The sequence below is a fragment of the Variovorax sp. 05L425 genome (genome assembly GCF_056397705.1).
This window is the reverse complement of sequence record NZ_JBFTNY010000004.1, coordinates 101663-122874: the sequence shown is the minus strand read 5'-3', so window position 1 is coordinate 122874 and position 21212 is coordinate 101663. Positions and strand designations below refer to the sequence as shown.

25 protein-coding genes are annotated in these 21212 nt (G+C 63.7%); 16 read left to right on the top strand and 9 right to left on the bottom strand.

Annotated elements, in window-relative coordinates:
- The first annotated feature begins 4 nt into the window (after positions 1–4).
- From AC1DN9_RS06380 to AC1DN9_RS06315, 14 genes are all read left to right on the top strand, one after another.
- Positions 5–1057: a Tim44 domain-containing protein gene (locus AC1DN9_RS06380; protein ID WP_478098355.1), complete on the top strand. Its 1053-nt coding sequence runs from the start codon at positions 5–7 to the stop codon at positions 1055–1057.
- 45 nt (positions 1058–1102) lie between these two features.
- Positions 1103–1657 carry a ubiquinone biosynthesis accessory factor UbiJ gene (locus AC1DN9_RS06375; RefSeq protein ID WP_478098353.1) on the top strand — a complete coding sequence of 185 codons (555 nt, stop codon included), beginning with the start codon at positions 1103–1105 and terminating at the stop codon, positions 1655–1657.
- A complete protein-coding gene (gene ubiB, locus AC1DN9_RS06370) occupies positions 1654–3219 on the top strand; it encodes a ubiquinone biosynthesis regulatory protein kinase UbiB (protein WP_478098351.1) in 1566 nt (521 codons plus the stop codon). The genes AC1DN9_RS06375 and ubiB overlap by 4 nt, the downstream gene beginning before the upstream one ends.
- A gap of 15 nt (positions 3220–3234) precedes the next feature.
- Positions 3235–4683: a high affinity choline transporter 1 gene (locus AC1DN9_RS06365; RefSeq protein ID WP_478098350.1), complete on the top strand. Its 1449-nt coding sequence runs from the start codon at positions 3235–3237 to the stop codon at positions 4681–4683.
- 82 nt (positions 4684–4765) lie between these two features.
- On the top strand, positions 4766–5095 hold the full coding sequence (locus AC1DN9_RS06360) for an FmdB family zinc ribbon protein (RefSeq protein WP_478098349.1): 330 nt from the start codon (positions 4766–4768) through the stop codon (positions 5093–5095).
- Positions 5096–5107: 12 nt separating this feature from the next.
- Positions 5108–5728 carry a DUF502 domain-containing protein gene (locus AC1DN9_RS06355; RefSeq protein ID WP_478098347.1) on the top strand — a complete coding sequence of 207 codons (621 nt, stop codon included), beginning with the start codon at positions 5108–5110 and terminating at the stop codon, positions 5726–5728.
- Positions 5729–5756: 28 nt separating this feature from the next.
- The gene (gene aspS / locus AC1DN9_RS06350; RefSeq protein WP_478098345.1) at positions 5757–7562 is read left to right on the top strand and encodes an aspartate--tRNA ligase; all 1806 of its coding nucleotides are present in this window, start codon (positions 5757–5759) and stop codon (positions 7560–7562) included.
- Between the two features lie 33 nt (positions 7563–7595).
- Positions 7596–8063 carry a dihydroneopterin triphosphate diphosphatase gene (gene nudB / locus AC1DN9_RS06345; protein WP_478098343.1) on the top strand — a complete coding sequence of 156 codons (468 nt, stop codon included), beginning with the start codon at positions 7596–7598 and terminating at the stop codon, positions 8061–8063.
- Positions 8060–8818, top strand: a complete 759-nt coding sequence (locus AC1DN9_RS06340; protein WP_478098341.1) for an endonuclease/exonuclease/phosphatase family protein — start codon at positions 8060–8062, stop codon at positions 8816–8818. Before nudB ends, AC1DN9_RS06340 begins: the two co-directional genes overlap by 4 nt.
- A gap of 78 nt (positions 8819–8896) precedes the next feature.
- The gene (gene folE, locus AC1DN9_RS06335; RefSeq protein WP_478098339.1) at positions 8897–9628 is read left to right on the top strand and encodes a GTP cyclohydrolase I; all 732 of its coding nucleotides are present in this window, start codon (positions 8897–8899) and stop codon (positions 9626–9628) included.
- Positions 9629–9633: 5 nt separating this feature from the next.
- Positions 9634–10056 (top strand): BLUF domain-containing protein, encoded by a 423-nt coding sequence (locus AC1DN9_RS06330; protein WP_478098336.1) that lies wholly within the window; start codon positions 9634–9636, stop codon positions 10054–10056.
- A gap of 53 nt (positions 10057–10109) precedes the next feature.
- Entirely contained in the window at positions 10110–10934 is an 825-nt protein-coding gene (locus tag AC1DN9_RS06325) for a DUF429 domain-containing protein (protein WP_478098332.1), read from the top strand.
- 121 nt (positions 10935–11055) lie between these two features.
- Entirely contained in the window at positions 11056–11253 is a 198-nt protein-coding gene (locus AC1DN9_RS06320; RefSeq protein ID WP_478098329.1) for a CsbD family protein, read from the top strand.
- A gap of 55 nt (positions 11254–11308) precedes the next feature.
- Positions 11309–11767 carry a BON domain-containing protein gene (locus tag AC1DN9_RS06315; protein WP_478098327.1) on the top strand — a complete coding sequence of 153 codons (459 nt, stop codon included), beginning with the start codon at positions 11309–11311 and terminating at the stop codon, positions 11765–11767.
- A 72-nt stretch (positions 11768–11839) separates the two neighbouring features.
- On the opposite strand, the gene AC1DN9_RS06310 is transcribed toward AC1DN9_RS06315, so the two are convergent.
- The 6 genes from AC1DN9_RS06310 to AC1DN9_RS06285 all read right to left on the bottom strand — a co-directional run bounded on the left by AC1DN9_RS06310 (position 11840) and on the right by AC1DN9_RS06285 (position 15332).
- Positions 11840–12388 carry a ferritin-like domain-containing protein gene (locus AC1DN9_RS06310; RefSeq protein ID WP_478098324.1) on the bottom strand — a complete coding sequence of 183 codons (549 nt, stop codon included), beginning with the start codon at positions 12386–12388 and terminating at the stop codon, positions 11840–11842.
- The gene (locus tag AC1DN9_RS06305; RefSeq protein WP_478098319.1) at positions 12385–12834 is read right to left on the bottom strand and encodes a hypothetical protein; all 450 of its coding nucleotides are present in this window, start codon (positions 12832–12834) and stop codon (positions 12385–12387) included. The genes AC1DN9_RS06310 and AC1DN9_RS06305 overlap by 4 nt, the downstream gene beginning before the upstream one ends.
- Positions 12824–13204, bottom strand: coding sequence for a hypothetical protein (locus tag AC1DN9_RS06300; protein WP_478098317.1), 381 nt, complete (start codon positions 13202–13204; stop codon positions 12824–12826). The genes AC1DN9_RS06305 and AC1DN9_RS06300 overlap by 11 nt, the downstream gene beginning before the upstream one ends.
- A 52-nt stretch (positions 13205–13256) precedes the next feature.
- Complete coding sequence (locus tag AC1DN9_RS06295) at positions 13257–13631, bottom strand: hypothetical protein (RefSeq protein ID WP_478098315.1); 375 nt, start codon at positions 13629–13631, stop codon at positions 13257–13259.
- A gap of 54 nt (positions 13632–13685) precedes the next feature.
- The gene (locus tag AC1DN9_RS06290) at positions 13686–13850 is read right to left on the bottom strand and encodes a DUF1328 domain-containing protein (protein WP_478098313.1); all 165 of its coding nucleotides are present in this window, start codon (positions 13848–13850) and stop codon (positions 13686–13688) included.
- A gap of 138 nt (positions 13851–13988) precedes the next feature.
- Positions 13989–15332 (bottom strand): CHASE3 domain-containing protein, encoded by a 1344-nt coding sequence (locus AC1DN9_RS06285; protein WP_478098311.1) that lies wholly within the window; start codon positions 15330–15332, stop codon positions 13989–13991.
- A gap of 107 nt (positions 15333–15439) precedes the next feature.
- Here AC1DN9_RS06285 and AC1DN9_RS06280 point away from each other — a divergent pair, with 107 nt between their 5' ends.
- Positions 15440–16072 carry a response regulator gene (locus tag AC1DN9_RS06280; RefSeq protein WP_028249172.1) on the top strand — a complete coding sequence of 211 codons (633 nt, stop codon included), beginning with the start codon at positions 15440–15442 and terminating at the stop codon, positions 16070–16072.
- A gap of 116 nt (positions 16073–16188) precedes the next feature.
- Here the strand turns inward: AC1DN9_RS06280 and AC1DN9_RS06275 are convergent, their stop codons facing one another.
- Positions 16189–16596: a response regulator gene (locus AC1DN9_RS06275; RefSeq protein WP_478098308.1), complete on the bottom strand. Its 408-nt coding sequence runs from the start codon at positions 16594–16596 to the stop codon at positions 16189–16191.
- 370 nt (positions 16597–16966) lie between these two features.
- Between AC1DN9_RS06275 and AC1DN9_RS06270 the strand changes: the two genes are divergently transcribed.
- A complete protein-coding gene (locus AC1DN9_RS06270; RefSeq protein WP_478098713.1) occupies positions 16967–18931 on the top strand; it encodes an AsmA family protein in 1965 nt (654 codons plus the stop codon).
- A gap of 3 nt (positions 18932–18934) precedes the next feature.
- Here AC1DN9_RS06270 and AC1DN9_RS06265 read toward each other — a convergent pair whose 3' ends face one another.
- Entirely contained in the window at positions 18935–19693 is a 759-nt protein-coding gene (locus tag AC1DN9_RS06265; protein ID WP_478098306.1) for a HesA/MoeB/ThiF family protein, read from the bottom strand.
- A gap of 55 nt (positions 19694–19748) precedes the next feature.
- Positions 19749–21191: a S41 family peptidase gene (locus AC1DN9_RS06260; RefSeq protein WP_478098305.1), complete on the bottom strand. Its 1443-nt coding sequence runs from the start codon at positions 21189–21191 to the stop codon at positions 19749–19751.
- Positions 21192–21212 lie beyond the last annotated feature (21 nt).

Genomic DNA, 21212 nt, shown 5'->3' with positions numbered 1-21212 from the left:
CGTCATGAAGAATTTTTGGTCCGTCATGCTGGTGTGTGCGCTGGCCGTCGTGAGCATCGATGCCGACGCTGCACGCATGGGTGGCGGAAGGTCGTTCGGCAAGCAGTCGAGCAACGTGACCCAACGCCAGGCAACGCCGCCGGCAAGCCCCGCCGCACCGGGTGCGCCGGCCCAGAGCGCGAACAACGCCGCGGCCAAGCCCGCACCTGCAACACCCGCGGCCACGCCTGCTGCGGCGCCCAAGCGTCCATGGGCTGGCATGCTGGGCGGTCTGGCCGCAGGCCTGGGCCTGGCGTGGCTGGCCAATTCCCTCGGACTCGGCGCCGCTTTCGGCAACATTCTGCTGATCGGTCTTCTGGTGCTGGCCGCAGTGGTCGTGTGGCGCATCTTTTCGGCGCGTTCGCGATCGACGCCAGCAGCGCGTACTGGCGGCTTCGCGTTCCAAGGCGCAGGCAGCCCGGCGGATGCGACCGCGCCCGTGCAGTACAGCCCCAACAATGTTGGCAACGATGCCTCGGCGCGTCCGTGGGAACGCAACCATGCCGCCTTCGACGCTTCCCCGGCCCAGGCGGAGCACCCGGCCGGCACCGGCGGGTCGTCCATGGCGGGCGCCGCGGCCGCGGGCGGCAGCATGATCGGGTCGGCGCTGGCCGGCTCCCAGACCTGGGGTATTCCTGCAGGCTTCGATGCCGATGGCTTCCTCAACGCCGCCAAGCGCAATTTCGTGACCTTGCAGGACGCCTGGGACCGGGCCGATATCACCACGCTGCGGTCGATGATGACCGATGGCATGGTCGGCGAAATCCGCCAGCAGTTGGCCGAACGCGAAGCCCACACGGGCGGACAGCCGAACAAGACCGAAGTCGTGATGCTCGACGCCAAGCTGCTCGGGATCGAGGAACTGCCCGACGCCTATCTGGCCAGCGTCGAGTTCTCCGGCATGATTCGCGAAGACATCTCCTCGGGCCCGAGCCCGTTCCGCGAAGTCTGGAACATGACCAAGCCGACGAGCGGCACGAGCGGCTGGCTCGTAGCTGGCGTCCAAGCACTTCAGTAAGTCAACGGCGGCTCGATCCGGTCGCAAGACCGGGATAATGGGGACATGGTTACACCATCGTCCCCATTTTCATTTTTTGACGATCTATTCAATCGCGTTGGCGAGCGGTTGCAGCCGCCCGGCTGGGCGATCCACGAGATCCAGCACCGGACAGTGCTGTTCTTGAATCACGTGTTGCAGCAGGAGCCTGAGGCCCAACAACGGCTGATGCGTCAGCAGGGAAGGGTGGCGCTGTTCGAATGGCGCTTCGTGACGATGAAGTTCGTCGCGACGCCCGCCGGTCTGCTCGACCTGGCGCCCGAAGACGCTGTGCCCGAACTCACGCTGACCGTGACGGAGGAGTCTCCCTTCGGTCTTGCCCGGGCGGCCTTCCGCGGGGATAAGCCCGCCGTTCGCATCGAGGGCGACGTGCAACTGGCCGCCGAGGTCAACTGGCTGGTCGACCATGTGCGTTGGGACGTGGAGGACGATCTTGCGCGCGTGATCGGCGATGTGCCGGCGCACACGATCGCGACGGGCGCCCGTCGCATGGTCGAGGGGTTGCGGCGCTTTGTCGGCGAACGCTCCGGCAAGGCCGGCGGGCCCGCGGGCGCCGAATGAGGCGTTTTTATCGCGGCATCTTCATCGTCTGGGTCGCGCTCCGCTACGGCCTCGACGAACTCGTGCTCACGAGCCTCCAGAAGCCTTGGCTTCGCGTGGTGGCCCGGATTGTCTCGGTCGGCCGCAATCTCGACGCGCCGCGCGGCCAGCGTCTGCGCGAGGCGTTGGAACGGCTTGGGCCGATCTTCGTCAAGTTCGGCCAGGTGCTGTCGACTCGACGCGACCTGCTGCCCCCGGATATCGCCGACGAGCTTGCATGGCTGCAGGACCGGGTGCCACCCTTCCCGTCGAAGGTAGCCATCGCAACGATCGAGCGTGCCTTCCGCCGACCGGTCGGCGACATCTTCGTGGAGTTCGACGAAACGCCCGTGGCGAGCGCGTCGATCGCCCAGGTGCATTTCGCGACCGTCCGATGGACCGACGGCACCGTGCGCGAGGCGGCGGTCAAGGTGCTGCGTCCCGGCATGCGCGACATCATCGAGAAGGATCTCGCGCTGATGGCCATGATGGCCGGCTGGGTCGAGGGGCTCTCCGCTGACGGCAAGCGCCTGAAGCCGCGCGAGGTGGTCGCCGAGTTCGACAAGTACCTGCACGACGAGCTCGACCTGGTGCGCGAAGCCGCCAACGCCGCCCAGTTGCGTCGCAACATGGAGCCGCTCAAGCTGGTGCTGATCCCGGAAATGTTCTGGGATTTCTGCCACCCCGAAGTGATCGTCATGGAGCGCATGAAGGGCGTGCCGATCGCCCAGCTCGACCGTCTGCGCGCGGCCGGCGTCGACATCCCGAAGTTGGCTCGGGACGGCGTCACCCTCTTCTTCACGCAGGTGTTCCGCGACGGGTTCTTCCATGCCGACATGCACCCCGGCAACATCCAGGTGAGCCTGGAGACGGAGACCTTCGGCCGCTACGTGTCGCTCGATTTCGGCATCATCGGAACGCTGACGGAGTCCGACAAGGAATACCTCGCGCAGAACTTCGTCGCCTTCTTCCGCCGCGACTACAAGCGCGTGGCCGAGTTGCATCTCGAAAGCGGCTGGGTTCCGGTCGGCACGCGCATCGACGAACTCGAGGCGGCGATCCGCACGGTGTGCGAGCCTTACTTCGACCGTCCGCTCAAGGAAATCTCCCTGGGCATGGTGCTGATGCGGCTGTTCCAGACTTCTCGCCGCTTCCACGTCGAGATCCAGCCCCAACTCGTGCTGCTGCAGAAGACCCTCCTGAACATCGAGGGACTTGGCCGGCAGCTCGACCCGGAGCTGGACCTCTGGAACACCGCCAAACCTTTCCTCGAAAAGTGGATGAGCGAGCAGATCGGCCCGCGCAAGCTGTTCGAGCAGTTGCGCGCCGAGGCCCCCCGGTACGCCAAATTGCTGCCCCAGTTGCCGCGGCTCATGCACGATTTCCTGGAAAATCGCCCCGCCGACCACCGCCGCGAACTGCTGGAGTTGCTGGCGGCCCAGAAGCGGACCAACCGCTTGCTGCAGGCAATCATCTACGGTGGCATAGGTTTTGTATTGGGTTTGATCGCGATGCAGGTGCTGGTGCGCGTGCGTCTTTTCTGATTGGAGAAATTCGCCGTGCTGTTGACCTTGGTCATCGTCTACCTGTTGATCACCATCGCGATCGGGCTCTACGCAGCCAAGCGCGTGAAGAACACCACCGACTTCGCGATCGCAGGGCGGCATCTGCCCCTCTACATGATTGTGACGACGACCTTCGCGACGTGGTTCGGCTCAGAGACGGTGCTTGGCATCCCCGCCAAGTTCATCGAGGGCGGCCTGAACGGGGTGATCGAGGACCCGTTCGGCGCCGGCACCTGCCTGATCCTGGTCGGGCTCTTCTTCGCGGGCAAGCTCTACCGCATGACGCTGCTCACCATCAGCGACTACTACCGCGAACGCTACGGCCGGTCCATCGAGGTCGCCTGTTCGCTGATCATCATGCTGAGCTACCTGGGGTGGGTGTCCGCGCAGGTGACGGCGCTCGGGTTGGTGTTCAACGTGTTGTCCGGCGGTGCGATCGGCGTCTCGCTGGGCATGGTGATCGGTGTCGTGTCGATCCTGGCCTACACGCTCTTCGGCGGCATGTGGTCGGTCGCGGTGACCGACTTCATCCAGATGATCATCCTGGTGCTGGGCCTCGCCGTGATCGCGATGTTCGCGGGCCACATGGCCGGCGGCGCCGACAAGGTGGTCGAGCTTGCCGTCAGCAAGGACCTCTTCAAGTTCTGGCCCGAGCCGACCCTGAAGGACATGATCTTCTTCTTTGCTGCTGCGATCACCATGATGCTGGGCTCGATCCCGCAGCAGGACGTGTTCCAGCGCGTGATGTCCGCCAACAGCGCCAAGTCTGCCACGCGCGGTCCGGTGATCGGCGGCGTCGCCTACATACTGTTCGCCTTCGTCCCGATGTTCCTCGTGGCAAGCGCGCTCCTGATCATGCCGGAGCAGACCGCCACGTTGCTGAAGGAAGACCCTCAGAAAGTCTTGCCGACGCTCGTGCTCGAAAAGATGCCGTTCGTGATGCAGGTGCTGTTCTTCGGTGCGCTGCTCTCGGCCATCAAGTCGACGGCCTCCGCGACCCTGCTCGCACCGAGCGTGACCTTCACCGAGAACATCTGGCGCCAGTTCCGCCCGGCGGGCAGCGATCGGTCGAACCTCATGACGATGCGGATCACGGTGCTGGTTTTCAGCGCGGCGGTGCTGCTCTATGCGATCCGGATGCAGGGGACGCCCATCTACGAACTGGTCTCGGGCGCCTATCAGGTCCCGCTGGTCGGGGCATTCGTGCCGCTGGTGTGCGGCCTGTACTGGAAGCGCGCCACCACGCAGGGGGCCGTGGCTTCGGTGGTGCTCGGCATCGGCGTCTGGCTGCTGTTCCTGGCAATGCCATGGGGCAAGGAATTCCCGGCCCAACTGGCGGGGCTCCTGGCTTCGTTCGGCGGCATGGTGGTCGGGTCGCTGGCGCCGCAGTGGGTCTCCAATACCCGGACACCGCACAGGCCGCTTGCCGTCGACCCGGCCTGATCCACACGACGCCCTCCGAGAGGGGCGCCCTATAATCGAGAGCTTTGCGAGCGGCCGCCGGTCGCTCTTTTTGTCCTTATCCATGCCTATCTACGCCTACAAGTGCAGCGCCTGCGGCTTTGCCAAGGACGTGCTGCAGAAAATGTCCGATGCACCTCTCTCGGAGTGTCCGACTTGCGGCGCAAGTGCGTTCAGCAAGCAAGTGACCGCTGCCGGCTTCCAGCTCAAGGGCTCTGGTTGGTATGCGACCGATTTCCGCGACGGCGGCAAGAAGGCCAGCGCCGAAAAGGGTTCTGCCGCCAGCCCGTCTGCTGACGGTCCACCTGCCAAGCCGGCCGATGCTCCCGCGGCCACGCCCGCGCCGTCGCCCGCACCCGCGCCCGCCGCTTCACCCGCACCCAGCGCCGACTGAGGCCGCCACGCCATGCTCGCGTTGCGCAAATGGCTGCTGTCCGGATTGCTGGTCATCGTTCCGCTGGCCATCACGCTGGGCGTGCTGAACTGGATCATCGGCACGCTGGATCAGACGCTGTGGCTGCTGCCCGAACAGTGGCAGAGGTATCTCAACGACCACAAGGTGCGCGGGCTGGGCGTCCTGCTCACGCTGGGCATCTTGCTGTCCGTCGGCGCGATCGCGAGCAATTTCGTCGGCAAGCGGCTGCTCGGCTGGGGCGATGCGGTCGTCCGCCGGATCCCGGTCGTGCGCTCGATCTATTCCAGCGTCAAGCAGGTTTCCGATACCTTGTTCTCCGAGAACGGCAATGCATTTCGCACTGCCGTGCTGGTCCAATGGCCGCGTGAAGATGTGTGGACGATCGCCTTCGTGACCGGCACGCCAGGCCAGGAAGTTGTCGAACACCTGGGCGGCGGTGACTACCTCGGCGTCTACGTGCCGACGACGCCCAACCCGACGGGCGGCTATTTCGTGATGCTCAAGCGCAGCGACTGCATCGAACTCAGGATGAGCGTGGACGACGCGCTCAAGTACATCGTGTCGATGGGGGTCGTCGTACCTGGCGGCCCCGCGACGATAGCGATCAAATAAACGCGCCCACCGGCGCCGGAATCCATCTATGGCCATGCGTACAAACTATTGCGGTCTCGTGACCGAAGCCCTTCTGGGTCAAACCGTCACCCTTTGCGGCTGGGTCAATCGCCGGCGCGACCATGGAGGCGTGATCTTCATCGACCTGCGTGACCGCGAAGGCTACGTTCAGGTGGTGTGCGACCCGGACCGCGCCGCAACGTTTGCGGCCGCCGAAGGCCTGCGCAACGAGTTCTGCGTGCAGATTACCGGCCTCGTGCGCGCCCGCCCCGCAGGCACGACCAACGAGAACCTCAAGAGCGGCAAGATCGAGGTGCTGTGCCACGAGATGAAGGTGCTGAATCCGTCGGTCACGCCACCGTTCCTGCTCGACGACGACAACCTCTCCGAGACGACCCGCCTCACGCATCGCGTGCTGGACCTGCGCCGTCCCGTGATGCAGCGCAACATGATGCTGCGCTACAAGGTGACGATGGAGGCCCGCAAGTTCCTCGATGCCAATGGCTTCATCGACATCGAAACGCCGATGCTGGGCAAGTCCACGCCCGAAGGCGCGCGCGACTACCTGGTGCCGAGCCGGGTTCACGACGGCAGTTTTTTCGCGTTGCCCCAATCGCCGCAGCTCTTCAAGCAACTGCTGATGGTGGCCGGCTACGACCGCTACTACCAGATCGTCAAGTGCTTCCGCGACGAAGATCTTCGCGCCGATCGCCAGCCCGAGTTCACGCAGATCGACATCGAGACGTCCTTCATGGCCGAGGAAGAGATCCGCGAGATGTTCGAAGGCATGATCCGCAAGGTGTTCCGCGCGGCTGCCGAAGTCGAGCTGCCCCCGTTCCCGGTCATGAGCTATGGCGACGCCATGTTCAAGTACGGCTCCGACAAGCCCGACTTGCGCGTCAAGCTCGAGTTCACCGAGCTGACCGACGTGATGCGCAATGTCGAGTTCAAGGTGTTCGCCCAGGCAGCCAGCACGGCCGGCGGCCGTGTCGTGGCGTTGCGCGTACCGGGTGGCGGCGGCGAGGGCGGTCTCTCGCGCGGCGACATCGATGCCTACACCGAGTTCGTCAAGATCTACGGCGCCAAGGGTCTGGCCTACATCAAGGTCAACGACGCAGCGCAGGGCCGTGAAGGCCTGCAGAGCCCGATCGTCAAGAACCTCAATGACGCATCGCTGGCCGAGATCATCGCGCGCACCGGCGCTCGCAACGGAGACATCCTGTTCTTCGGCGCCGACAAGGCCAAGATCGTCAACGATGCGATCGGCGCGCTGCGCGTCAAGATCGGCCACAGCGCCTTCGGCAAGAAAAATGGCCTGTTCGAAGACCGCTGGGCGCCGTTGTGGGTGGTCGACTTCCCGATGTTCGAATTCGACGAGGAAGGCCAGCGCTGGTCGGCCGTGCATCATCCGTTCACGGCACCGAAGGACGGTCACGAAGACCTCATGGACTCCGCGCCGGAGAAGTGCATCTCCAAGGCCTACGACATGGTGCTCAACGGCATCGAGATGGGTGGCGGTTCGGTGCGTATCCATCGCGAGGAAGTGCAGAGCAAGGTCTTCCGCGCTCTCAAGATCAGCGCCGAGGATGCGCAGAACAAGTTCGGCTTCCTGCTCGATGCCCTGCAGTACGGTGCGCCTCCGCACGGCGGCATCGCGATCGGTCTGGATCGTTTGGTCATGCTGCTGAGCGGCGCCGAATCCATTCGCGACGTCATCGCCTTCCCGAAAACGCAGCGTGCGCAGGACTTGCTGACGCAGGCGCCGAGCCCGGTCGACGAGAAGCAGCTGCGCGAGCTACACATCAAGCTGCGCAACACCCAGCCGGCGGCCTGATCCGACCGGAAGACCGGAAAGGGCGCGACAAGCATGAGCGAGCGCCCCTGGAAGATCCCGGAGTCGGTGCTGGTCGTGATCCACACACCGGCGCTGGACGTCCTGTTGATCCGTCGCGCCGATGCCGAGGACTTCTGGCAGTCAGTCACGGGCAGCAAGGACTCCGAAGACGAAGCGCTGACGCTCACGGCGGTGCGCGAAGTCGAAGAAGAAACCGGCATCGCCTGCGGGCCCGGCACTGAGCTCGCGCAGCGGCTGGCCGACTGGAATCTCCAGAACATCTACGAGATCTACCCGCGCTGGCGTTCCCGCTACGCGCCGGGGATCACGCACAACACGGAGCATCTTTTCGGACTGTGCGTGCCGGATCGCCTGACGCCGAAGCTGGATCCGCGCGAACACACGGCCTGGCGCTGGCTGCCATACCGCGAAGCAGCGGACGCCTGTTTTTCACCGTCGAACGCCGAAGCGATACTGCTCCTGCCACAATTTGCGCGATGAATTCGCCGGTCAACAACCTTCGCGTGGCCACGTACAACATCCACAAGGGTGTGCAGGGGATCGGGCCTGCGCGGCGCCTGGAAATTCACAACCTCGGCCACGCCATCGAGCAGCTCGATGCGGACATCGTGTGCCTTCAGGAGGTGCGCAAGATGAACCGCCAGGCTGCCGTGCGGTTCAGGCATTGGCCAGAGCAGCCACAAGCCGATTTTCTGGCGCCGGAAGGCTATACGGCGGTCTACGAGACCAATGCCGTCACCCGGCACGGCGAACATGGCAATGCGCTGCTCACGCGTTGGCCGGTGCTGCGCAAGACGCACCAGGACATCTCGGACCATCGTTTCGAGCAACGTGGGCTGCTGCACGTCGCGATCGAAGTCGACGGCCAGCCGGTCCACGCGATCGTCGTGCACCTGGGACTGATCAAGGGAAGCCGCATCCGGCAGGTCGCGCGGCTGCGCGAATTCATCGAACGCGAAATTCCCCCCAAGGAGCCGCTGGTCGTGGCCGGCGACTTCAACGATTGGGGCGCGCGGATGCGCTACGCCATGAATGCGATGGGCATGCGGGATTCGAGCGACTTGCGCGGCCCGCGCCCGCTGACCTATCCCTCGCGCCTGCCTGTGACCCAGCTCGATTTCATCTATGGCAGGCAACTCGAACTCCATGCCTGCGCGGTGCCGCGAGGGCCGATCTGGGCCCGGATGTCCGACCACCTCCCGCTGGTGACGGACTTCTTGCTATCAAAACAGTAGCTACATAGATAGGCAGGAAGGGGCTGTAGGCGCTGTAGGGCTAATTGCCCGAAGTCCATTCGCTGTTAGGATGCACGGATGCTTAGGACCATCGATGCCGCACGGCGCCCCGCGGAAGGGGCTGAGGACGAGGGCACGCCCGTGTCCGTCAAGATTCGGGAGCGCCTCCTGGCGGCCCGGAGACGTTTCAACGCCAACGACAACATCGCCGAGTTCATCGAACCGGGCGAGCTCGAGCATTTGCTCGACGAGGTCGAAGGCAAGATGAAGCACGTGCTCGAAAGCCTCGTCATCGACCTCGAGAACGATCACAACACCGAGAACACGGCCCGTCGCGTCGCAAAGATGTACCTCAACGAGGTGTTCAGGGGGCGCTACGTGACCCCGCCGTCGCTGACCGAATTCCCGAATGCGGAGCATCTCAATGAGCTGATGATCGTCGGGCCGATCACCGTTCGCAGTGCCTGCTCGCACCATTTCTGCCCCATCATCGGCAAGCTGTGGATCGGCGTCATGCCCAACGAGAAGACCAATGTGATCGGCCTGTCGAAGTATGCGCGGCTGGCCGAGTGGGTCATGGGCCGTCCGCAGATCCAGGAGGAAGCCGTGGTTCAGTTGGCCGACCTGATCCAGGAAAAGACACAGCCCGATGGTCTCGCGCTGGTGGTCGAGGCAGAGCACTTCTGCATGCAGTGGCGCGGCGTCAAGGAAATGGACAGCAAGATGATCAATTCCGTGATGCGCGGGGTATTCCTGAAGGACCCGAATCTCCGCCGCGAATTTCTCTCCCTTCTTCCCCGCAAGCACTGAACGCCATGCTCGTACGCCTTCTCTACGCAAGCCGCGCTGTGGACACAAGCCAGGCCGCGATCGACGAAATCCTTGCGCAATCGCGTTCGCACAATCCCGGGTGTGGCGTCACCGGCATCCTTTGCTACGGCGCAGGTGTCTTCCTGCAGGCCATCGAAGGTGGGCGGATGGCCATCAGCGAGTTGTACGGTCACATCCAGCGCGATCCTCGCCACAAGGACGTGGTGCTGCTGCACTACGAAGAGATCTCGGAGCGCCGTTTCGGTGGATGGACCATGGGGCAGGTCAATCTGTCGAAGCTCAACGCCTCGACGCTGCTCAAGTACTCCGAAAGGGCGGAGCTCGACCCCTATTTGGTCTCCGGCAAGGTGTCGCTGGCGCTGCTCGAAGAGTTGATGGCCACCGCCGCCATCGTCGGCCGGCACTGAATCTTCCTTCAATGCCAGGTTCCGCGGCTTTCGCGGCGGATTGAAGCCGTTCCATGCTCTTGCTCGGATGCGATTTTTCGAGTTCGCCAACCGCGCGCAAGCCCATCGTCGTCGCGCTCGGCACGCTGGAAGATCGCTGCGTACAGCTGTCCGACTTCGAGTGCTTTGCTTCGCTGGACGCCTGGAGCCGTTGGCTGGCTGAGACACCGGAATGGCTCGGCGCGTTTGATTTTCCGTTCGGCTTGCCGCGCGAACTGGTCACCCTTCTGGGATGGCCCCTGGAATGGCCGCTGCTCATCGCCCACTACGCTGCGCTCGAACGGTCCGAAATCCGCAGCACCTTCGCGGCGTTTTGCGCGGCGCGCCCGATCGGCGGCAAGTTCGCACATCGTGTGACGGATGGCCCGGCGGGCTCCAGTCCGTCGATGAAGTGGGTCAATCCGCCGGTGGCTTTCATGTTGCACGCTGGCGTGCCCTGCCTGATCGAAGCCGGTGCCGAGTTGCCGGGGCTTCACATGCCGTCAGGGGGCGGATCGCGCATTGCGCTGGAGGGCTATCCGGGACTGCTGGCGCGGGAGTTGATCGGCCGGCGAAGCTACAAGAGCGACGATGCGGCATCCCAGACGGTCGATCGCCGTGTCGCACGTGGCGATCTCCTTGCAGCGCTCGAAAAGGGATCCGCGCGCGTAGGGCTCCGTCTCGCACTGTCCTGCCCCTTGCGAGAACGCATGCTGGCGGATGCAAAGGGCGATTTCATCGATGCCGCACTTTGCCTCGTCCAGGCCGCATGGGGCGCCGCACACAAGGCGAGCGAAGGCCCCGGCTACGGCCTTCCGGCAGATCTCGATCCGCTCGAGGGCTGGATCGTGACAGCCTGACTTCCCCATGTCCTACAGCAGGTCGCGCCGCTGCCGCCGCGCGACGACGGGTGCTGCTGGCTAGATTGACTTGCGTGGTTCGGGCGAACCATCCATCAACCCATTCACCAAGGAGTTCAACATGAACAAGGATCAAGTGGCAGGCCGCGTCGAGGAGGCCAAGGGCAAGGTCAAGGAAGCGGCCGGTAAGGTGGTCGGCAGCGACAAGTTGAAGACGGAAGGCGTCGTCGACCAGGCGGCCGGCAAGGTGCAGAAGACCTATGGCGATACCAAGGAACAGGTGAAGGACGCCCTCAAGGACGATGCGGACAAGTTGTGAACCGAGGGCCCGCGCCATGCACGGGCACCTCTCTTCGAGGAACAGGAGGTTCTCCATGACTGATTTCGACCCCACATCCGGAAAGTTCCGAAAAAACCTCTTTGTGCTGCTGGCAGGCGGCGCCCTCGCGCTGACGGCCTGCGGTGACAAGGCAGGGGGCCCGACCGCGGGTGAAAAGGTGGATTCGGCAATTGCCAAGACCGAGCAGGCGGGCGCGGATGCCAAGGCGAAGGCTGGCCAGATGGCCAGTGAAGCCAGGGCCAAGACGGAATCCACTGCGGCCAATGCGTCGGCGACGATGGACGATGCAGCCATCACTGCCGGCGTGTCGACGGGCCTTGCCAAGGACCCTGACCTGAGCGCGATCAAGATCGACGTCGACACCAAGGGCGGCGTCGTGAGCCTGAGCGGACCGGCACCCAATGCGGCGGCCAAGGCACGTGCAGAGGAGATCGCGAAGTCCGTGAAGGGCGTCGGCGCGGTCAACAACAACCTTCAGGTGAAGGCGATGTAGCTTGTGCGTTCGCGCATCAAAAAACCCGGCATCTGCCGGGTTTTTTTGATGGAAAAGTCGGCGGACCGCGACTCAGTGGCCGAGCCAATCCTTCAGTTCGTCCGCGTGTTCCTCCTCGTCCGCGAGGATTTCCTCGAGCATGCGGCGCGTCGTCGGATCCTTGTCCCCGATGAGCGAGATCATCTGGCGATAGGTCTCCACCGCGATGCGCTCCGCAACGAGATTGGCGCGCACCATCGCCTGCAGCTCGCTGGATTCGTCGTAGTCGGCGTGGCTGCGTTCTTGCAGGGACGCTGGGTTGAAATCCGGCTCGCCGCCAAGCTGCACGATGCGTTCGGCAATCCTGTCCGCATGGCCGGATTCTTCGTTCGCGTGAACGAGGAATTCCTCGGCGATTTTCGGCGATGCCTCGCCATTGGCAGTGAAGTAGTGGCGCTTGTAGCGCAGCACGCAGACCAGCTCCGTTGCCAGCGCGTCGTTCAACAGCTTGACGATGTCGTCGCGCCACGGCCCGTAGCTGGGCGTGACGGCGCCTTCATCAAGGCTCTTGGAAGCCGCGGCATCGATGGCTCGTTGATCGAGCACCAAGCGGGTCGGGCGTTCTTTGACAGCAGTGTTCATGGCGCATCCTTTCGTGGGTTCGTGGTTTTCTTCATGAGCGTGGTGACCAGATCGGCCACGTCCGAAGTCTTCAGCACGGCCGCCAGCACGGCAGTGATGGAAAGCAGCCGCCAAGGTTTGACGAGCACGACCAGCGCGCCGGTCGCGGCTGCCGCGGCGACGAGCTTTGCGGGTTCTTCGCGTGCATATCGTTCAAGCACGGGTAACGCGAGTTGGCCGGCAGCGTTTGCCGGGTGTCTGCGCCACCAGCGACGGACCACATTGCCGGCCACAGCACTCCAGTTGTAGGGGCGGGCGCCGGCTTTGCCGCCGCGATGGGGAGGCGGCCCTTCGGCCGCATCGATCTCGTCAGGATGGGACTGTTCGCCGTACAGCTGCGCGATCAGGGCCTGGCGCGAGACCGTCAGGCGTTCCTGGGGAGTGAGCTGGTCTCGTTCAATGTTCATGCCGCTCTCCCGCCAGATGGAGCGCATGCAGATCCGCGTCGAGTTGCGCGCGCAGATCCGAGAACGCATGGAATTCGCGCGGCCGCATGGCAATACCGGCTGATATCAGTGCGATCAATACCGCAACGCCCGGCACGACGGCGAGCACCCAATGAAACGTGCCATGCAAAAAGCCGAGCATGACGGCGACGCCGATCAGGCCAAGTGCCAGCATGGCGCTCACTGCGGCAAGAACGCCCGCGACCGTTCGGGCGATCAGGTCGCGGCTTGCTTCTTCAGTCTCCTGCCGAAGGAGCGCGCCATAGTTCGCAAGGTGATCAGCGATCAACTCCGGATGCCCTAGCACCGTGGAGTAAATGGGATGGAGCATGGTGCCAGGCGGGTTGAGGCTCGCTGGGAGCCGTTAATGAAAACGGCTTAGGTCAGTAGTCGTCCCGGCGGCGGCTGGCCAGCACGATGAGCGCCGCGATCGCGGCGCCGGCTGCGGCGGCAACCAGCACGGAGCGAACGGGCTGGTCCGCGATGTACTTGCCGGTGACGTCGGCGGCCTGTTCGAGGCGGCGCTGCGCGCGGGCACTGGTGGTCGAGGCCGCATCCAGTCCGCGTTGGACTGCCTGCTGGACCCGGGCGGCGAGCTGTTCGACTGCCGGCTCCGCATCACGGCGCAGGTCACGAACCTTTTCCCCGGCTGCGTTCACCGCGTTCTGCGCATAGGCACGCGTTGTGTCGATGGCGTCGTTGGCAGTTTGTCGGGCGTCTTCTGCCAGTTGGGCGGGGGTCTTCACGGTCGTGTTCATGAAAAGTTTTCCTTCCAGGGGAGTTGTTGCGAGTGCCTGCCCATCGTAACGACGCTACCCGCGTCGTATCAAGCCCGCGATGAAACTTGCTAGCGCGAGGATCAGGAAGATGATGAAGAGGATCTTCGCGATGCCGACGGCGCTTGCCGCAATGCCGCCGAATCCGAAGAGGGCGGCGATCAAGGCAATGACGAGGAACACGACTGCGTAGTGCAACATGTTGAACTCCTTCCGAGATTGGTCTCGTTGATGTGGAACCGACGTTAAGTGCGCCGTCGTTCGCGCCCTGTCAGCAGCAATGGCCGCGGGGCGTAGGAGAGGGTCGAATGAGATCGATCGCCGAATGCCGGCGCTTGCCTAGCGGGTTGGCGACGACGGCAGGACGGCTCTCAGGCGCGTACCCTCGCCCGGCTTCGACGCGATGGCGAGCTTGCCCTTGGCTGCCTCGACACGGTGCCGCATGCCCTGGAGGCCGTGGGTCGACGGGCGGCTGTGCTGAGGGTCGAAGCCCTTGCCGTTGTCCGTGACTTCGACGACGACGTGATTGCCGTAGTTCTTCATCACGATGCTGGCCTCGGTGGCCTGCGCGTACTTGCTGATGTTGGTGAGGCCTTCCTGCACCATGCGATAGACCGTGAGTTGGTTCGCTTCATCGAGAGAGGCCGGCTCGAGCACCATCTCGATTTCCATGTTCGAGCGCTCAGCGAACTCTCGCCCGAGGATCTCGAGCGAAGCGACCAGCCCGAGATTGGCCAGCGAAGACGGCCGGAGATCCTCGATGATGCGGCGCTTGAGCGCGATTCCGCTGTTGAGCAGGTCGTTCAGATGCTGCAGCCGCTGCGTCGCGTCCGGCGAATCGGCCAGCCTGGATTTCAGGCGGGCGACGTCGAGCTTCGCGGCGGTCAAGAGCGATCCCAGCTCGTCGTGCAGTTCGCGCGCGAGATAGCCGCGCTCGGTCTCGCGCACCTGTTGCAGGTGGGTGGCGAGCTCCGCCAACGTCGCGGTGCGCTCGCGGACCTCGCCCTCGAGCGTATTGCGTTCGCGTTCCAGCGCCTGTTGCTGACGCTCGCCGACCGAGCGCAGCGCATGCGTCTGTCTCAGATAGAGATAGAAAGCGATGAGTCCGGCAAGCGCCACGATGCCGATGCCGATGCGGGCAAAGCGGAGGGACCTTGTAATCTGGAGCTGCCCGCGCGTGAGTTCGTCGCTGCTGATCGCGATGAGATCGCCGACCTCGTTGCGAATGGCGTCCATTTCCTCGCGGCCCACATCGGTCGTGATGACGAATTTCCATGCGTCCTCGTTGCCGCTTTGGCGCAGGCGAACGCTCATGTCCATTTCAGCAAGCTTTCGTGACACATGCTTCGAAAGCTGGCTCAACTGAGCAAGCTGTGCCGGCCGCTGGGCGTAGAGGATCTGCAGCGCGGCCAAATGACCGTCGACCTGCTTGACCGCCTGGTCGTAGGGCTCGCGATAACGCGCCTCGCCTGTCAACAGGTAGCCCCGCTGGCCCGTTTCAGCATCGAGGATGTTCTGCAGCATCAGATTGAGCACCGTGCGCGCCCGCTGTGCGTCGCTGACCTCGACGAGGGCCTGGTAGGACTGGCGGTAGCTGGCCTCGTTGATGCTCACAAGCGCCAGCGCTGCCAGTGTGGCGAGCGTGAGGCTCAGGGCCATCTTCGGGAAAGCTAACCAGCGCATGAGGTCTCCGAGGGGTGCCTACATCTCAAATTCGGGAATAATCGAAATCGACCAGGGATCGACATGTTGCGGCGCAAAATGGCCGTGACGAACGACGAAGGTAACAGATGATCAAGATCGGAATTGTGGACGACCATGCCATCGTGCGGTCCGGCTTGCGGCAGTTCTTTTCCGAGCACGTTGACCTGCGCGTGGTAGGTGAAGCAGCGAGTGGCCGCGAGGCCATCGAACTTGTGCGTACGACCGAACTGGACGTGCTGGTGATGGATCTGTCGATGCCGGGCCAAAGCGGCATCGATGCGCTCGCGATGATTCGCGCCAAGGCGCCGGATGTCGGAATTCTTATCCTGAGCGGGTACCCTGAAGAGCACTACGCGATGAACCTCATCCGTCAGGGCGCGAGCGGCTATCTCAACAAGGAGTGCGATCCGATCGAGATCGTGAACGCGATCCGCACCATTTCGCTGGGCCGTCGGTACATCACGCCGGCAGTGGCCGAACTGCTGGCCCGCCAGCTTGATCGCAAGGACGACGCTGCGCCTCACGAACAACTCTCTGAACGCGAGTTCCAAGTGTTCCTCAAGCTGGCAAAGGGCGAGACGGCAGGGGATATCGCCAAGACGCTGTCGTTGTCGGTCAAGACCGTGAGTACGTATCGCACGCGGTTGATGGAGAAGATGAATCTGTCTTCAAACAGCGACCTGACGTACTACGCCCTTAAAAACAAATTGATTGATTAAGCTCGCCCCCAGGCTGCGCGCACTTCGTGTCGCTTCGCCAACCCCCTACCGGGGGCGGCACCAGCGGCCCGGCGGAGCCGGTTCCGCGGTGCCTCCCGAACCTGAGATCGCCCGGGTCAGTTCCGGGTGGTGTGCTGCTTGGTGCGAGATGAGGCTTGCTCAATGCAGAAATCGATGAGGGCGTCAATTTCGTTTGACTTGTCGAAGACTGCGTCCACGCCGAACTGGGCGCAGCGCTTGCGGATGTCGGGAGTGGCGTAATTGCTGAGAACCACCACTTTCTGGTTTGGACGGCGCGACATGCAGGCTTGAAGGACGCCCAAGCCGCTTCCCTGCTTCAGGAAGAGGTCGACGATGGCCAGTTCCCATGCGTCGGCGTTTTCACTCAGCCATTGGCTGGCTTCGGTTTCCGTTTCCGCGAAACCGATGGCCGAGATGCACGTGAGTTCTTCCAGAGTGCCGACGAGATTCTCTCGGATCGTGACGTTGTCTTCGACGATGTAGGTTTTCAATCTTGGGTCCATAAGAACCACTGCCCCTTGGCGAGCCATGCGAGTACTTGCTTGCTCCCCAAGGAAAGCTGTCGTTGCAAATGCTACCGTTTATTGGCCCAGATGATGCAAGGTTCCGCGGTCTGCAGATGTAGGCTTGTTCTTACGAGTTCCCGGGCGTCTCGCTCGTAGGCCCGGCCTCACAGCGGCTGCGGCCAGGCGCCGACCTGCTGTGCGCATCGTTTCACATTAGGCTGGTTACATTCGGTCGCCGTGGTTGCGGCGATCCCGACATCGCCAATGAAAGGGGTGCTCTGCCTTGACCGCGATGGCTCCAACGTCAAAGCCAAAGCGTCGATCGGTTTGGCCCAGGCTGGGCGTTCCATTGCTGGGGTTGTTCGCCGTGCTCGTTCTGGGCGTGGTGCTTTTCCCGTGGGACGTTCTTCGTGAGCCGCTCAATCGCTATGTCAGCGAACGCACCGGCCGTCACTTCGAAATCACGCGCCGGCTGGATGTGAAGCCGGGCTGGCACGTTGCGACGGTCAAGCTTGATGGCGTCGAATTCGCCAATCCTTCCTGGGCGCGAGACCCGTACCTGGTGCGGGCTGAAGGCGCGGAGTTCGATGTCGAATTCTGGCGGCTGCTCGTTGGCAAGGTTGTGCTGCCGCGTCTCGTGCTGAGTTCGCCGACGCTCGGGCTTCAGGTGGAAGAGGATGGGCGGCGCACATGGGCGCTAGGCCAAGACACGGCCAATGAGGACTCTGTTCCGACCATCGGTTTGCTGCAGGTCGACGGCGGCACTGTCGACTTTTTCGCGAAGCACGAGGATGTGGATCTGCATGCAGCCTTTACCTTGGACAGCAGCCGGGGCGACATGCCCTTGAGCTTCGAGATCAAGGGCCGCTATCGGCATCAGCCGGTTTCGGCCGATGGGCGCACCGGCAACGTGCTGCAACTCAATACACCGGGAAAGTCGCCGTTCCCGATCGAGATCGATCTCCGGGCCGGCCATGGCCGGCTGAAGGCGAAGGGCACGGTCGTCGAGCTGGCAACCCTGGATGGTCTGGATGCCCAGGTCGAGCTGAGGGGGCAGAACCTCGGCAATCTCTTTCCCATTCTTGGCATAGCGCTGCCGCAGACTCCGCCCTATGCGCTCAGCGGCAATCTCCACAAACAAGGATCGTTGTGGGAAATTCGGGGCATGAAAGGCCGGCTGGGGCTCTCCGACATCGGCGGCGAGATGGCGTTCGACAAGGCCCAGGAGGTGCCGCACCTGAGCGGCAGTCTCCGCTCGCGCGTGCTCGACATGGACGACCTCGGTCCGTTCATCGGTCTGGCACCGACCGCCCGTTCAGTCAACGCGGTCGAAGGCGTAGCGCCGCCCCCGACCATCGAGCAGGTCAGTCGGTCGAAGCACGATGCCGGGCGCAAGGTGCTGCCCGATGCGCCGCTCGACTTCGAGCGCGTGCATGCGATGAATGCCGACGTGAAATACACCGCCGATCGCATCGAGAACGTGCGGGAACTGCCGCTGGACAAGGGAAGCGTGCAAGTGACGCTCAAGGACGGCGTGCTGATGCTGGACCCGCTTGAATTGGGCGTCGCCGGCGGCAAGGTGGCCGGCGCGATACGTATCGACGGCACTCGGAATCCGGCCGACATCCGCGCGTCGCTCGACGTGCGGGGAATACAGCTTAGTCGCCTCATCCCGAAGGTCGAAACGCTGAAGACGAGCTTCAACAAGTTGGACGGGCGAATCAACCTCTCCGGACGCGGCAATTCGGTGGCTGGCTGGTTGGGTGCCGCGTCTGGCGACGTCGCGGCCATCACGGGCCGCGGGCAGATCAGCAATCTGCTGATGGAGGTTCTCGGTCTCGACGGCGGCGAGATCATCAAGTTTCTGCTCAGGGGCGATCGCAATGTGACGCTGCGATGCGCAGCGCTGGCGTTCGATGTCGAAAAGGGCGTGATGAACGGCCGCAGCCTCGTCTTCGATACGAGCGACACAGTGTTCTACGGTGCCGGGAACGTCAGCCTGCGGGACGAGACGATGAATCTTGTCGTTCGGCAGCAGCCCAAGGACAAGAGCATCCTGGCGGTGCGCACGCCGCTCCTCATCCGCGGCACGTTTGCATCGCCGAAGGTCGGCATCGAGATGGGGCCATTGGTCACGCGCGGTGTGGCCGCCGCGGCGTTGAGCGTCATCAATCCTCTGCTTGCGCTTGCCGCGACCATCGAAACCGGCCCCGGGCGCGACGTCGACTGCCAGGACGTCCTGACGCAGGCGAAACGGCCGGAATCGCGCGAAGCCGCGGCTGGCGCGGCCAAGGCAAGGAAGCAGTCGCCGCCCATCGGGAACGGCAGTTAGTGCTCAGGGCCCGGGGCGGTGGCCGCAAACGCTGCAGTCCGGATCGCGCGCAACGCGAAGAGTGTCGAAGGTTGTACGGCGACCGTCGAACATCAACAGACTGCCCGCCAGCGAGGGGCTGATCCCTGCGAGAAGCTTCAAGGCTTCGCTGGCCTGCAAGGTGCCGATGGTGCCGACCACTGGCGCAAATACGCCGAGCACTGCGCAACGGGTCTCCTCGAATTCCGCGTCCGGCGGAAACAGGCATGCATAGCATGGGGAGGCAGGATCGCGCGTGTCATAGACGCTCAGTTGTCCGTCGAAGCGGATGGCCGCGCCGGCCACCAAGGGCTTCGCGTGCGCCACGCACGCACGGTTGACGGCGTGGCGCGTGTGGAAGTTGTCGCTGCAGTCGATCACGACGTCGGCCGCCGTCACCCATTGCGCCAGCAACTCGTCGTTGGCGCGCAGCTTGCGGGTTTCGATGGAAATATCGGGATTGATGGCCCGCATGGCTTCGGCAGCCGAGTCGACCTTGGCCATCCCCACGCGCGCGGTCGTGTGTGCCACCTGCCGTTGGAGATTCGTCAGGTCAAGCTCATCGTCGTCGACGAGCGTGATGCGGCCGACCCCCGCTGCTGCGAGATAGAGCAGGGCCGGAGAACCGAGCCCTCCGGCACCGATGACGAGCGCGTGCGACGCACTCACCCGCGCCTGGCCGTCGATGCCGAATTCTTCAAGCAGGATGTGGCGCGAATAGCGCAGGAGGTCGTGGTCTTCCATGCGCCTCGTGGATCGCCAGGGCGGCCAGGGCTCCTTTGCGGAGCCCGCCCCGGGATCAGTTCTCCTTTTTCTCTTCCTTGTTGTCGACGATCACCTGCGTCTTGCTCACGAGCACCGGTTGGCCCTTGAGCCGGTTGAACGCCTGGATCAATGGGAAGTCCTTGTCGGAACCGAACTCAGGCACCTTGCGGTCCTGCGGCGGCTTCTTGGCTTCTTCCTCGAGGCGCTTGCGGGCGTCGTCCCGTGCCTTTTCGCGCTCGGGGTCCTTGGCCTCGGGTCCCTGGCCGCTGGCCAGATGCTTTTCGAGGTCGGCCTCGCGCATGCGCAATGCGGCGTAGGGGCTGCCTTCGGCGCTCTCGTCGACCAGCACGTTCGGCACGATGCCCTTGGCCTGGATCGAGGTGCCGCTCGGCGTGTAGTAGCGCGCAGTGGTGATCTTCAAGCCGGTGTCCGGGCCGAGCGGCCGTACGGTCTGCACCGAGCCCTTGCCGAAGGTCTGGCTGCCCATGACGGTGGCGCGCTTGTGGTCCTGCAGCGCACCGGCGACGATTTCGCTGGCCGACGCGGAGCCTTCGTTGACGAGCACGACCAGTGGCACCGTCTTGAGCCCGGCGGGCAGGTTGCGCAACGGATCGCTGCCAGCACGGCGCTGATAGAACTCGGGCGCAGCCTTGTAGACAGCCTTGCTTTCGGCGAGTTGGCCGTCGGTGGAGACGACAGTCACGTTTTCAGGCAGGAACGCAGCGGAAACCGCGACGGCGGCGTCGAGCAAGCCGCCCGGATCGTTGCGCAGGTCGAGCACCAGACCCTTGAGATTGGGGTCCTGCTTGTAGATTTCCTCGACCTTCTTGACGAAGTCGTCGACCGTGCGCTCCTGGAACTGCGACAGGCGGATCCACGCATAGCCGGGCTCCATCACCTTGCCTCGCACCGATTGCGTGCGGATTTCCTCGCGCGTGATCGTGACCGGGAAGGTGCGGTTCTCGTCCTTGCGGTAGATCGTGAGGAGAACCTTGGTGTTGGCCTCGCCGCGCATGCGCTTGACGGCATCATTGAGCGACAGTCCGCGAACAGCGGTGTCGTCGATCTTGGTGATCAGGTCGTTCGGCTTGAGGCCCGCGCGGAATGCCGGCGAACCCTCGATCGGGGAGACCACCTTGATCAGGCCATCTTCCTGCGAAATCTCGATGCCGACACCGACAAAGCGGCCGGTGGTGCCTTCGCGAAATTCCTTGAACGATTTCTTGTCGAAATACTGGGAGTGCGGATCGAGCCCGGCGACCATGCCCGATATCGCGTCGGAGATGAGCTTCTTTTCGTCGACGGGTTCGACGTAGTCGCTCTTGACCATGCCGAAGACGGCAGCGAGTTGCTGTAGTTCTTCCAGTGGCAGGGGAGCCAGTGACCCGCGTGCAACGGTTTGCAATGAGACCGTGGTCAGCGCGCCGGCAAAGGCGCCCGCGGCAACCCAGCCGGTGATTTTCAATTTCTGGCCCATGTGTAAGAGTCCTTGTCGCCT

Bases quoted from the DNA above. Each gene is read 5' to 3' on its own strand.
- AC1DN9_RS06380 (WP_478098355.1), top strand. From the start codon at position 5: ATGAAGAATTTTTGGTCCGTCATGCTGGTGTGTGCGCTGGCCGTCGTG.
- AC1DN9_RS06375 (WP_478098353.1), top strand. From the start codon at position 1,103: ATGGTTACACCATCGTCCCCATTTTCATTTTTTGACGATCTATTCAAT.
- ubiB (WP_478098351.1), top strand. From the start codon at position 1,654: ATGAGGCGTTTTTATCGCGGCATCTTCATCGTCTGGGTCGCGCTCCGC.
- AC1DN9_RS06360 (WP_478098349.1), top strand. From the start codon at position 4,766: ATGCCTATCTACGCCTACAAGTGCAGCGCCTGCGGCTTTGCCAAGGAC.
- AC1DN9_RS06355 (WP_478098347.1), top strand. From the start codon at position 5,108: ATGCTCGCGTTGCGCAAATGGCTGCTGTCCGGATTGCTGGTCATCGTT.
- aspS (WP_478098345.1), top strand. From the start codon at position 5,757: ATGGCCATGCGTACAAACTATTGCGGTCTCGTGACCGAAGCCCTTCTG.
- nudB (WP_478098343.1), top strand. From the start codon at position 7,596: ATGAGCGAGCGCCCCTGGAAGATCCCGGAGTCGGTGCTGGTCGTGATC.
- AC1DN9_RS06340 (WP_478098341.1), top strand. From the start codon at position 8,060: ATGAATTCGCCGGTCAACAACCTTCGCGTGGCCACGTACAACATCCAC.
- folE (WP_478098339.1), top strand. From the start codon at position 8,897: ATGCTTAGGACCATCGATGCCGCACGGCGCCCCGCGGAAGGGGCTGAG.
- AC1DN9_RS06330 (WP_478098336.1), top strand. From the start codon at position 9,634: ATGCTCGTACGCCTTCTCTACGCAAGCCGCGCTGTGGACACAAGCCAG.
- AC1DN9_RS06325 (WP_478098332.1), top strand. From the start codon at position 10,110: ATGCTCTTGCTCGGATGCGATTTTTCGAGTTCGCCAACCGCGCGCAAG.
- AC1DN9_RS06320 (WP_478098329.1), top strand. From the start codon at position 11,056: ATGAACAAGGATCAAGTGGCAGGCCGCGTCGAGGAGGCCAAGGGCAAG.
- AC1DN9_RS06315 (WP_478098327.1), top strand. From the start codon at position 11,309: ATGACTGATTTCGACCCCACATCCGGAAAGTTCCGAAAAAACCTCTTT.
- AC1DN9_RS06310 (WP_478098324.1), bottom strand. From the start codon at position 12,388: ATGAACACTGCTGTCAAAGAACGCCCGACCCGCTTGGTGCTCGATCAA.
- AC1DN9_RS06305 (WP_478098319.1), bottom strand. From the start codon at position 12,834: ATGAACATTGAACGAGACCAGCTCACTCCCCAGGAACGCCTGACGGTC.
- AC1DN9_RS06300 (WP_478098317.1), bottom strand. From the start codon at position 13,204: ATGCTCCATCCCATTTACTCCACGGTGCTAGGGCATCCGGAGTTGATC.
- AC1DN9_RS06295 (WP_478098315.1), bottom strand. From the start codon at position 13,631: ATGAACACGACCGTGAAGACCCCCGCCCAACTGGCAGAAGACGCCCGA.
- AC1DN9_RS06290 (WP_478098313.1), bottom strand. From the start codon at position 13,850: ATGTTGCACTACGCAGTCGTGTTCCTCGTCATTGCCTTGATCGCCGCC.
- AC1DN9_RS06285 (WP_478098311.1), bottom strand. From the start codon at position 15,332: ATGCGCTGGTTAGCTTTCCCGAAGATGGCCCTGAGCCTCACGCTCGCC.
- AC1DN9_RS06280 (WP_028249172.1), top strand. From the start codon at position 15,440: ATGATCAAGATCGGAATTGTGGACGACCATGCCATCGTGCGGTCCGGC.
- AC1DN9_RS06275 (WP_478098308.1), bottom strand. From the start codon at position 16,596: ATGGACCCAAGATTGAAAACCTACATCGTCGAAGACAACGTCACGATC.
- AC1DN9_RS06265 (WP_478098306.1), bottom strand. From the start codon at position 19,693: ATGGAAGACCACGACCTCCTGCGCTATTCGCGCCACATCCTGCTTGAA.
- AC1DN9_RS06260 (WP_478098305.1), bottom strand. From the start codon at position 21,191: ATGGGCCAGAAATTGAAAATCACCGGCTGGGTTGCCGCGGGCGCCTTT.